This is a genomic window from Treponema brennaborense DSM 12168 (genome assembly GCF_000212415.1).
Taxonomy (GTDB): domain Bacteria; phylum Spirochaetota; class Spirochaetia; order Treponematales; family Treponemataceae; genus Treponema_F; species Treponema_F brennaborense.
In genome coordinates, this window is sequence record NC_015500.1 from 869,039 (window position 1) to 881,648 (window position 12,610).

Genomic DNA, 12,610 nt, shown 5'->3' on the forward strand with positions numbered 1-12,610 from the left:
CCGGTAACGGCGCGCCCGTTTTGCGTTTAATAAAAATCTTTTTTTCCGTTTTTTTGCCGATACAAAATTGATAGAATGTTGTATACTTAAGTAAAGCATTTTGGAGGTTTTGTTGAATTTCCGCAATTGCCGCAGGCCGTTTTACCGCAGCACTACGTTTTCACTCTTTATCCGTTCAATCCTTTTGAGCGTACTGTTTCTGTGCGCCGCTTCCGCTTATGCCGCCGTATATACCTGGACCGGCGGAGCCGGTGACGGCAGCTGGAGTACAGCCGCTAACTGGAGCCCTTCCGGAGTTCCCGGATCTTCCGATACGATAAAGTTTACTGCCGGTCAGTCTGCCGAGATCACTTTGAACGGCGATGTTACCATTGCGGGTGCGCTCGTGTATAACACGACGGGTACGGTTACGTTCAATTTGAACGGACATTCTCTGTCGGTCAATGGCAGCGGAACCGAAATCAACAGCCGCTTCAATTTGGGATCTTCGACGGACGACGCCGCCCTGCAGGGCGCTCACGTTGTGATAAACGGCCCCGGTACCGTTAAAGTAAATGAATTCGATTCAAGTCAAAATGTCGATTGTTCGCTGACGCTGAACGGCGGCGTCAATTTTTCCGTTTCCAATACGATATATGCGAACGGTACGGCGGTAACGACTATCGCCGGTGATTCCTCCTGTTCTTTTACGCTGCCGGCGGCGTATGATTCCTCGGACAGTACGAACGTTATCGAATTTGCCGGCGCTATGCCCGTTACGTCTGCAGTGGGTGCGTATACCGTTTCAACGTCCGGAACGCCCGCCGTCGGCGGTACTGTAACCGTGACCGTGAGCAGTCCGGCGACCTTTTCGGAACTGAAGTATGTTTTTACGGTGAAGAACACTAGCGGTGCAACTGCCGAATCATACGTTATAGACGGCATGCCGTACACGTCCGGAACCACCGTAGATAAAACCGGTCTTACACCCTCCGATACGTCCGGTTCGGGTTCAGGACCGTACGTGTATACGTTTCCGATCGTTTTCCCGGCAATTATGGATTCGGGCGACGGCCTTTCTTTTACCGTGCAGGACGGAGCCGGCACCGCGCTGGGATCCGTGCTGTTTTTTGCACCGGCGTCGGGGAAGACTACGACCTGGACCGGCACAGTGAATCGTGATTGGTCTAATTCCGGTAACTGGACGAACGGCGTTCCTTCGAGTACCGTCCACACGGTAACGATTCCCGCCGTAGCAGTTTCGCCGGTGCTGAACGAGGCCGTTGCAAGCGGTGTCAAAAAAATAACCGTCGATTCCGGTGCGGAATTGTCGCTCAACGGTCAATCGGCGGGTGGCGCGGTTTTGGTGAACAACGGCACCGTAACGCTGACCGGCACGGAAACGGACATCGGTTCCGTTACGAACGGCACGGTAAGCACCGTCGTGTATACGGGACCGAGCGCGACTCCCGTGTGGGGCAGCGATTACGCTAATCTGACCGTCAATGCCGGCGCGACGCTGACGCTCGATAGAAATGTTGTGGTGAGCGGCGCTTTGACGAATTCTTCCGGTGCCGTTTTCGATTTAGCGGGTCAAAATGTAACGGTTACCGGTGCGTTAACGAACGACGGAACCGTCCGTCTGTACGGCACGCAAACCGTTTCCGCCGGTTCCGTTACGAACGGCGCGGGAAGCACCGTCGTGTATACGGGAGCAGACGATGCGACTACCGCGTTCGGCGCCTCGTTCGCCGCGCTGAAAACTTCTGCGGGAAAAGTACTCGATTTCAGCGCGTCCACCGTTACTGCGGAAACGATTGTGGCGGCCGGAGCGTTGACGCTGAAAGCGGCGAGTCTGACGCTGACCAGCGGCGGCTCTGCCGGCGGAAATGTTTCTTTTACGTGCGACGATTTTGAACTGGGCGGTTCGTTTGAAGTCACTTCCGGAAACGTTACGTTCGATTGTCCGCTTACGGTGGCTTCTGCCGCATCCGTTTCGGCACCCAACGGTAATGTCAATTTTAATTCTACAATAGACGACAGCACTTCAAATACGAACACGTTTACGGTTGTCGCGGGCGGCGGTACGGTTACGATCGGCGGGAACGTCGGTTCGACGAGTCCTCTTGCCGGATTTGAGGTAACGGCCGGTTTGGTAAACGTAGGGGCCGCCGCAGTGTTCGCCGATAAGCAGACGTATACTGCCAACGTTTCGGTGACGACCAATGCTGCGGCGACGTTCACCGGTTCGGTAACGATCGGTTCGGGCAATACGTTTACGTCCGGTATCGGCGGAATTACATTTAAAGGATCCGTAACGGGCGGAGAGGTGAGCGGTTCCGCCGGCGCCGCTATAACGATGGATAACGCGGCTGACGCCGTTTTTGCTCCCGGCTCCTTTACGCACAACGACTGCCTTTTTGAAGTGAAAGGTTCCGGTTCGCTCAACATAAAAGGTGCGTATACGTTCAATACGTTTACCTGCGTTCAGGCGGGCAAGCAGATTGCGTTTAAAGCCGGCGCGGTGCAGACCGTCGCCGGCACGTTTGCGGTTACCGGCACTACGGGTTCTCCTGTTTTGCTCGAAAGCGATACGTCCGGTACGAAGTGGATTATTAACGTCAATCCGAAGAAGACGACGGTAACGTACGCGAAAATCAGCGATTCCGAATCGTACGACGTTCTCGTTCCCTATGTTACGAATTCGACCGGTTCCAATACGGTGAACTGGGTTTCCGCCGTCTATACCTGGAAAGGAACCGCCGATTCCAATTGGGATACGCTTGAAAATTGGCGCGTCGGAACCGTTCTTCCCCAAAAGCCGACTGAAAAGCCGCTTTCAGACAATGCCAATTGCGAAATCGTGATAGGCGACAGCGGCACTGCGGGAACTTATCCGCTCGTACTGAGTGCGTCGAATCCCGCCGGCAACGGCTCCGGGGTGATAACGCTGAAATCGATTACGGTCAACGCCAGCTCCCGGTTTGAAACGAACGGCCGTTCCATAACCGCGGATACGGTCGAAAACAACGGTTCGGTAACGGTTTCCGGGAAAGAAAGCTTCTCTTTTACGGCGCTGACGAACGGTGCGGCAAGTACGGTTACGTACCGGAATGCCGGCGAGTCCGTTTTTCCCGTGTGGGCTGCTGATGGGGCAACCAACATTTCGTACGACAATCTGGTTATTCAAGGTTCATACACCGGCGGCATCGATACGACGAATACGACGTTACTGGTGGACAGTAACGTTATTACCGTGGCCGGTACGCTGACCAATTACGGCTGTATCGAAATAAACGGAACCGGTTCCGTTTCAAAGACGGACAGCGCACACGGTAAATTCATCTATTCCGCCGCTGCGGGTTCCATTGCCAATTACACTGATGCGGCCGGAGCGTACGACTATTACGATCTCGAGGTAACTGCGGGAACGTGGGCGGTTTCGGCGCCTATCACTGCCGCCGGTAGTGTTACGAATGCGGCGGTACTCTCGTTGTCTGCCGGAGGTTCCGTTACCGCCGTAAAAGGCGTCTACAGTAATGCCACTAAGGTAACCGGCGGAACTTGCGCCGTTTCGGCTACGGGCAGTACGTCATTCGTTACGGTTGCCGGTTTTGACCTAGCAGCGGGAAGCGCGCTGAAACTGAGCGCCACGGACAAGGTAACGACCGGCCTCTTCAGCAGCAGCGGTACGGGAACACTTGAATTAAGCGCCCCCAATCTGACTGTCGGTGCAGAGATTTCGGTTGATACGCTGATTCTTGCACCGACAAATGCCGCCGCCACGTATACGATTTCGACAAAGATATCCGCCGCGAACGTTCTGCTCCGGCAGGGCGGAACCGGTGCTCCGTCGTTCGTTCTGGATAATACGGATAATATCGTTTCACAGCTTGCGGCTAATGACGTCGGAGCGGTAACGCTCGTAACGGCCGGCGCACTGTCGTGCGGCAGTGTTACCGATGTCACCGGTACGTCTTACAGCGGAATAACCGCTTCCGGAAACGTTACGCTCAATGCGGACGGCGCCATTACGCAGACCGCTCCGCTTAAATGTGCGGAACTTACGGTTACTTCCGGCGCTGAGATTATACTCGGCAACGAGGCGAATAAAATTGCGTCGCTCGGTGCGGTGTCGCGCGGCGGTGAGTTTAAGCTCGTGGATTCTGAGGGCGGTCTCACCGTAGAGGGTGCGTTGGGGGCAGTTTCCGGCAAAGCAAGCAGCGTCAGCATTAAGACTGCCGGCGGCGATCTTGTGCTGAACGGTGCCATTACGGAAATCGGTACGGTAACGCTCATTGCGAGCGACGACATTACCCATGCCGCCGCCATTACGCAGACGGCGCCGCTTACCGCCGGGACGCTGCGCTTTCAAGCGGACGGAGCCGTTACGCTTACAAACGCAGACAATGCGTTCGGTTCGGTCGGAGGTTCGGGGGCCGCCGTTTCCCTTGCCGATGCGGACGGTTATACGATAGGCGATGCTGTTGCCGGTTCCGGAATCGTTGCAAGCGGAGCGGTCAGCCTTTCGAGTACTTCTGGTGATATTACGCTGATGCAGCCGGTTGCGTCGACCGGCGGAGATATAACGCTTGAAACAGTGGTTTCTCCGCCCGTCGGTTCGGTTGTTTTGAATTACACAGGAATAGCCGTTGTCTCCAACGGCGGAAAGATAACGTTCAACCGTCCGGTCCGTTTGGATGCAGATATCGAGATAGATTCGGGCGGCGGTGCGATAACTTTTGAAAACACGGTGACGAACGCGATGGAAAACGAGCTGACGTTGTCTGCGGGTACGGGCGAGGTTACCTTGAAAGGGGCGATCGGTACCGATACGGTTCCGTTGTCTAAATTTAACGTAACAGCCGATTCGGTTGCCCTGAACGGCGGTTACGTTTATGCCCAAGATCAAACGTATACGGCGAACGTGACGGTTACCACTGCGGTACAGTTGACAGGTACTGGGAAGTTGACGCTTTCGACGGATAAAAAATTCAGCGCGGGAACCGGTCTTGCGGTATTCGATATTAAAGTTACCAACGACGGAAAGATTATCGCCGGAAGCGGCGGTATCAGCTTTTTGAACTCGTATAGCGGTGCGTCCGGAACGCTTACGAACGACGCGGCGGTCGGTATCGAGTTCAAAAACACGAGCGGAGCTTCTCTTGCCGTCGACGTCGGAACGTATAAGGCGAACGGCGGGCTGTTAAAGTTCAGCGGTGATTCGGCGTACAACTTTAAACCCGGAGATTCGACGTATGCGGCGCTTTCGTTTCAGAATACGGCGAGAGTGACGCTGACAGCCGGAAGTACACTGAATACGGACGGTGAGGTTACGGTCGGCGGTGCCGGTGTCCCGGCTTCTTTGACGTTCAAGAACGGTGCGGGATTTGAGCAGTCCTGGACGGGAACCGCTCCCTCTTTTACCGTTACGAACGGTGAGGTTGCCGTCGGTACGGGAACGTTCGTCTGCGGCAATTTGAGCGTCGCTTCGGATGGAACGTTCACTCAAACCGGCGCTAACGCATCCGGTACGGCCGGTAATTCCGGATTTCAGTCCGTTCAGTCTATGACGAACGACGGTACGCTGGTGTGGGACAGTACTTCGATGGGCGGATTCGTTACGCTGAAGGACAGTGTGGGCGGTTCAAAAGCGGCTGAAATCGCTTTCAATAAGAAGAACGTTTCAGTTGCCGCGAACGTTACCCTTTCCGGCGTGTTTTACGATTTGACCGTTCCCCCAGGCGTTACCGTGACGAACGGCGCCGGAATACGGGTGAGACGTGATTTTACGATTAAAGCAGGCGGGCAGTACGCGGACAATGTGCAAATGCTGACGCTCGGCGGTTCCGATTCTTTGGGTGCCGATTCCGAGGCCGGCACGATCAGCGACAACGGAACGCCGAAAAGTTCACTCGGTTCCGTCGTCGTCAATCAGGGCGCTACGGCAAAATCGTTTTCAACGGGTATCAAAACGGGTCAGATTTCCGTTTCGGGCGGAAGCGGCGCGGTAACGTTCAGCGGTGCGCTTGAAGCCACGCAGTTCGAGAACAATGGCGGTACGTTCGCTTTGTCGTTTAACGCCGCGGCGGGCGGGCAATCTTCTTCCGTCGCCGCCGCTTTGACCGTCAATACGACGGGCGCCGTTTCGTTCGGCAACAGCTCGACGGATGTTTTTTCCGTAACGGGTGCGCTGTCGGTGCCCGTCGCCGCGGGTGAAGTCAAGACCGCCGGTACGATTTCGGCCGCATCCGTATCTTTTGATCGTCCCGTCTCCCTGCTCGCCGATACTAAAATTACCGGCAGCGGTGCCGGCACTCCGGCGGTTCAATTCGGTTCTACGATAGACGCCGCGCCCACAACTGCCGCCGCCCTGACCGTAACGGCGGGTACCGGCACCGTCGCGTTCAACGGAGCGGTGGGTGCTGTGAACGCACCGACTTCGCTGACGATAGAGAGCGCGTCCGCCGTTTCTTTGAACGGCGGGGAGGTGCATACTTCCGGCGCGCAAACGTACCGCGGTGCGGTAACGCTCGGCGCGGATACTTTGATTAAAACCGCGAACGACGCCGTTACCGCGAACGACGCCGTTACGTTCGACGGCGCGTCCTGCACGGTAAACGGTGCGTTCGCGCTTACGGTGAACAGCGGAACGGCGGCGCTCGTATTCGGCGGGGAAATCGGAACCACGACCATGCCGACCCTCGTGTCGATTTCTGCCGGCGCGGTCGAACTGCACGCGCCACTTAAAACGTCCGGCGCGCTTACCGTCAGCAATTCCGGCATATTCAAATCTCTTGACGGCGCCGATATCGAAGCCGACGGAAAAATCGAACTGACGGGCGCCGCAGTCGGCGGCTCGGTCGGCGGCGCGTATCAGCTCGCCGGCAGCGTCGTCTCTTCGGGCGGAGCGGTTTCCATCGGCGGAACCGTCTCGAGTCCCGTGAACGTGTATTTGTATACGTCAAACACCGGAACCGCTGTGCTCCAGTTCGAAGCCGGTGCGGGAAACGGCGTTACGTTCAACGGTAACCTGTTCGCGGCGGCTTCCGGCAAGACCGTCGCGTTCGACTCAGACGTTCAGGTCAACGGCAGTTTCGTTACGTACGGAATTCCGATTTCATTCGGCAGCAGCAGCACCGGCATAACGTGCGAGGGTGATATCGTGCTGCTCGGCGAAAAATATGTGGAAGACGACGACACGGCGGCTTCGGGAGTTGCGGGCCTGTTCGCCTACGATCATCCGCTGCGGACTGCGGCAGCCGGATACGCACCCGCTTCGCTCAGCCGCACCGTCCTGTTTCCGGAACGTCTTCCCGACGGCAGCTCGCTTTCTTTGCCTGAGAAGACTTCGGCACCCGTTCCTTCCAAATCGGCCGTATTCGACGCGGCTTCACTCGGCGGCAAAACGCTCTGCGCCAAAAAGAATTTCTACGCGAACGGCGTCGCGCTTGAAGGCACCGCCGTCTGGACACTTTCGATTCCCGACAACGGAAAAAAATCGGCCGCTTTTGCCGAAGCTTACCATACGTCGTTCAAAAACTGTACAGTAATCCCTCATCCCGGCACAGGCTCTCACGCTGCGGTCGCCGCCGCCGAAGGCTGCACCGATTCCGGCTCGAATACCGGCATCGCTTTTTCCCGGCCGTACTTGCTTATGGACACAGGAATCGCGGCCACCGATTTGTCGGGTACGGCGAATCGGTCCGGAACGTACACGGTGTACGACGACGTCGTCAGAGTGGAATTCCGCGATTCGGCGGGAAATGCAATACGAATCGAAAACTCGGAAAACGAAATAAGCGCCGCACTGCCGAACGTCAAGTTCAACGGCGGTTCGGTTGTGTTCAGCGGCGCTTTTACGGATGCGGACTGTACCGTTTCAACGGACGGCAAGGGAGATCTGGCGGTGTTTTATCTGCGGATTTCAGACGCGGATTCCCGGTGGAATACGGATGCAACCGGAACGTCCGCAGGACATCCCGACAGCACGGACCGGGGACGCATGGGTGTCGCTGCGGCTCACCGCACGGCCGTTCCGAACTTGGACATACCCAAAGCGCTCGTCGCCGTGTACGCGACGCTCGTTGACGAAAATAAAAACCGTATCGCTCATTACAGCGGCATCCCCGTTAAAACGGACGGTTCGGAAGGCGGTATTTTCGGTGCGGTTACCGACCGCTGCGCGCCCGTGCTGGTTGCAGTCCGTACCGGACAGGAATTGCACGAAATGGAAACGGCTACGGCAGGAACACCGAATCAGAAACCGTACGACGCGCATAATTTTATTGAATTCCGCTATTCGGAACCGGTCGATATAGGCGATTTATCGGCGATCGGCGGTGCGCTGAATGTGCAGGCGTCCCGTTCGTTCGCTTCGGCGGCCGAACATGGCGGCGCTATCACGGAAGCAGGAGGCGGCCTGACCGTTACGGGATTCGCTTCCGTTGCGTCGGGTACCCTTGTAACCGGCAGCCGCGATCCTGCCGTCGACGTCTCCGAAGTACATTCCCTGTACCGCTCTTTCGCCTTGACCGTCCGTGAGGGAACCGCTTCGGTACAGCCGCACCGCGTGAGAATAGGCATCGCCTCGTACGTGCAGGGAACCGTTACGCGGAACAATACCGTGTTCCACAACTGGATAGGTTTTATCGATGAAAGCAAACTTCCCGCCGGCGCGGTAACGCGGATAGGCAACGATTTTATCGTCGATACTGCCGCAGTGAAAAATAAGCTGGTTCATGAGGGAACTGCCAATCATCCGCTTCCCGCGCTTTCCGTCGATTCGGAGACCGATGAATTATACGGCGAGTGGGACTGTTCTCCGCCGGTATTTGCCAAATTCGCGGGTTACGACTCGACGGACGGGTGGGCAAACGATTCTCGCGAATGTGAAATTATCGGATCAGGCTACCTCACCGGCGGCTCTCCCGGTACAACCATAACGCAGCTGGAATTCCACCTGTTCGACAACACGCCGCGGTACACGGCTGCCGACGTGTATCAGTGGGTTTCAAAGCGCGGCTGGATGCGCGGCACTGCCGACGAGCAGGCTGCGCGCGATATAAGCGGCGGTGCCCGTTCGTTCGTTTCTCAGACGGGCGTTACGGCGGAAAACAAAACGTCAGGCGGCATCCGGGCGTCGTCGCTTGAAGGCGCTGTTTCCGCGTTTTCATACCGCAGCAATTCGTCGGGTCTCGATTCCTCCGTTAAAACGTTTGAAAACTCGGGCGTCGGCATAGATCAGAAATATTACGCCAACTCCGTGTTCGACGCGGCGACCTCGCCGACCAGATCGCCCGATTCGGACGGTCTGTATTTCGTGATCCCGCTAAAATCGGAGGATGCCGCGCTGTTTCCGCTGCGTTCGTCGTTCGACATTACGTACGATGCGTCGGCTTCGTATATTACCGATCTTGCCGGCAACCGGATGAAATCCGCAGAGGTTGCTTCCATAGACCGCTCTCCGCCGACCTTTTCGCTTACGGTTGCGCCGGTTAAAACCAACAAACTGTACATCGTGTTTTCCAAGCAGATACGGACGACCGCCGCCGCTTTGGCCGTTATCCCGACGCAGCTTGAGCTGACCTATACGAGCGGTACGCCGGTTCCTGCCACCAATTTTGCCATCAAAACGGACGTTCCCGCGGAACTGGTGCGGCAGACTGCCGACGGAACCGGGCTTGCCGTTACGCTGAGCCGCCCCGTAACGCTTGAGGACGTGCGGAATCTTCGTGTCCGCGTAAAACAGCCGGCGACGACGACGATAGATCCGCTGACGGGCTTGCCCGATTATATTCCCGAGATTTTCGATGTGAAGGGAAACTCGATGATCGCCTTATCGGCTCACACGTTGAGCGATTTTGCCGTGAACGTGGTGAACGTCATGTATGCGTTCGACGGCAAAGGCAACGCGGACGCGGATTCCGCCTTGCTGGGCGAAGGCACGTACGGTTCCGTTTACGACGAATATAATTGGGCCGTGCGCGATTTCAGCGGATCGGGAAACAACACCGGGCGGATGCTCACCGATTCCGATATCACCGTTGCGGTTCGCGTAACGGACGGCACCTCGGACGGCGGCATTGAAAACGCGCCGCGCGACGTTGCCTTTAAACTGATCGCCGCGGTAACGTATCCTCCCGATACGGTTTCCGACGCGTACAACAATCATCTGGGTACCGCTTTGCGGGTTTGGCTGCCGACCGAGCTTTCGACGCTCGCGTCCAAACCGAACCCGAACGCGAAGTATGTCGGCGAATACGCGGTGGACGCCGATACCGCCGGGCTGCTGCGGAATTTTGTCATACCGAACGCGTCCGATTCAGCCGGTTCGTTCGGCTGGACGGCGGGGCAGGAAGTGCAATTCCTGTTCGGGCTGTACGATGCTACTGATCCTGCTGCGGCAATTATGATTGATCACGACGCGGATCCCGGCACTCCTGACGTTCCGTTATACGCGCTGTGCCTCTCCGCCGATCGCCGCGGCGTGCAGTCGTCCGTTTCGGGTGAAATGGCGTCGTCGCTTGATCTGTGGTCTTTCAAATTGGCCGATAAAGTCAGGCAGCGCGGCGGGGTTACCATTTTGAACAACGTGATAAACGCGTCCGTCCGCGAAGAAACAGTCGTGGAAGTGGACATGCCGGCTGCCGGCAATCTGAGCGTCCAAATTTTGACGCTCGACGGCAACGTGGTAAAAACGCTGCAAAAAGGCAGAACCGCTTCCGGTCTGCATTATTACCGCTGGAACGGCACTAACAATAGCGGCAGTCCGGTCGCGCGCGGCATGTATTTCGTCAGAATTACCGGATCGGGATTTGACGAAACGCGGAAAGTCATGGTGGTGAAAGAGTAGCGGGCGGGCGGCCTTCGCGTCTGCACGTGCGGAGCCGGTGATCCGGCCTCCGCACGTGAGCGGCTCAGCTCAGCAGCATCCGGTCGTTTACAAGACCGTCTTCGCTGACGGTTTCAAACTTTTTGAGCAGATCGGCAACCTGCAGGTTCTTTTTTTCTTCGCCGCGCACGTCGTACACGACGTTGCCTTCAAGCATCATGATAAGCCGGTTGCCGTAGCGGATAGCGTTTTTCATGTTGTGCGTAACCATAAACGTCGTCAGCCTGTCTTTCGCGACGATTTCTTCTGTCAGTTCGAGCACTTTTTTCGCCGTTTTCGGGTCGAGCGCCGCCGTGTGTTCGTCGAGCAGCAGCAGCTTCGGTTTCTGCAGCGTCGCCATGAGCAGTGTCAGCGCTTGGCGCTGACCGCCCGAAAGCAGCCCCACTTTGGACGTCATCCGGTTTTCAAGACCGAGATCGAGCGACGCGAGCATGTCGCGGTATACGGCGCGTTCTTCCTGTTTGATGCCCCAGCCCAAACCGCGTTTTTTTCCGCGGCGGTAGGCGAGTGCGAGGTTTTCTTCTATCTCCATATTTGCGGCGGTTCCCATCATCGGGTCCTGAAACACGCGCCCCAAAAACTGCGCGCGGTTGTGTTCTTTCCAGCCGGTGATATCGGTTCCGTCCAGCATGATGGAACCGGTGTCCGTTCGGTGCACGCCTGCGATCAGATTCAGCAGCGTCGATTTTCCCGCGCCGTTTCCGCCGATGACCGTAACGAAATCTCCGTCGTCAAGTTCCAATGAAATGTCCCGCAGCGCCTTTTTTTCCGTAATGGTACCCGGATTGAACGTTTTTGAAACATGCGTCAGCTTCAGCATGAAGTACCTCCCTGCGTGCTCTGTTTTTTTATCATATTCTTTTTAATAACGGGAATGGCGAGCGCCAGCGCTACGATGACCGCGGTCAGGAGTTTCAGATCCGTCGATTTCAGTCCGAGCTGCAGGACGACCGCGATAATGATGCGGTAAATGATGGAACCGAACACGACGGACATGAGCATATACCAGAATGAAAACCGCCGGCCGAAGATGACTTCACCGATGATGATCGACGCGAGGCCGATAACGATAGTACCGGTTCCCATGCCGACGTCCGCGTATCCCTGACTTTGGGCAACGAGCGCGCCGGAAAGCGCGACGAGCGCGTTTGAAAGCATGAGCCCCGCGATTTTCATAGTATCGGTGTTGACGCCCTGCGCGCGCACCATCCGTTCGTTGTTTCCGGTGGCACGGATTGCACAGCCGGTTTCCGTTCCGAAAAACCAATAGAGCGCCGCGATGATGACTGCCGAAAAAATCATTCCGGACAAAAGCGAACTGACAGTTCGGTCCAAACCGAACAGCTCTTCAAACTGCGTCATCAGCGTAACCGTGCCCAGCAACGGCGTGTTCGCTTGCCCCATGACGCGGATATTTACGGAATACAACGCGATCATCGTCAAAATGCCGGCGAGTATACCGGGTATCTGGAGTTTCGTGTGCAGCAGTCCCGTTACGATGCCGGAAAGCCCGCCGGCGACGAACGCGGCGAGCAGTGAAACGGCGGGATTTATTCCGTTGACGATCATAACGGCGCTCACCGCTCCGCCCAACGCGAAACTGCCGTCTACGGTCAGATCGGCAAAATCAAGTACTTTGAAAGTGATGTATACTCCCAGCGCCATAATTCCCCAAAGCACACCCTGCGATGCGGCGCCTTGTACGGCAAGTAAAATTCCCATATGTGATCCTTTTTT

General features: G+C 56.5%; 3 protein-coding genes. 1 reads left to right on the forward strand and 2 read right to left on the reverse strand.

All coding sequences use genetic code 11. From position 1 onward, the window contains the following. Positions 1-112 precede the first annotated feature (112 nt). Positions 113-10,834 carry a FlgD immunoglobulin-like domain containing protein gene (locus TREBR_RS03595; protein ID WP_013757866.1) on the forward strand — a complete coding sequence of 3,574 codons (10,722 nt, stop codon included), beginning with the start codon at positions 113-115 and terminating at the stop codon, positions 10,832-10,834. A 64-nt stretch (positions 10,835-10,898) separates the two neighbouring features. Here TREBR_RS03595 and TREBR_RS03600 read toward each other — a convergent pair whose 3' ends face one another. Both TREBR_RS03600 and TREBR_RS03605 read right to left on the reverse strand, forming a co-directional pair. Then, positions 10,899-11,693 carry an ABC transporter ATP-binding protein gene (locus TREBR_RS03600; protein WP_013757867.1) on the reverse strand — a complete coding sequence of 265 codons (795 nt, stop codon included), beginning with the start codon at positions 11,691-11,693 and terminating at the stop codon, positions 10,899-10,901. Continuing rightward, on the reverse strand, positions 11,687-12,595 hold the full coding sequence (locus tag TREBR_RS03605; protein ID WP_013757868.1) for an ABC transporter permease: 909 nt from the start codon (positions 12,593-12,595) through the stop codon (positions 11,687-11,689). The genes TREBR_RS03600 and TREBR_RS03605 overlap by 7 nt, the downstream gene beginning before the upstream one ends. Positions 12,596-12,610: the final 15 nt, after the last annotated feature.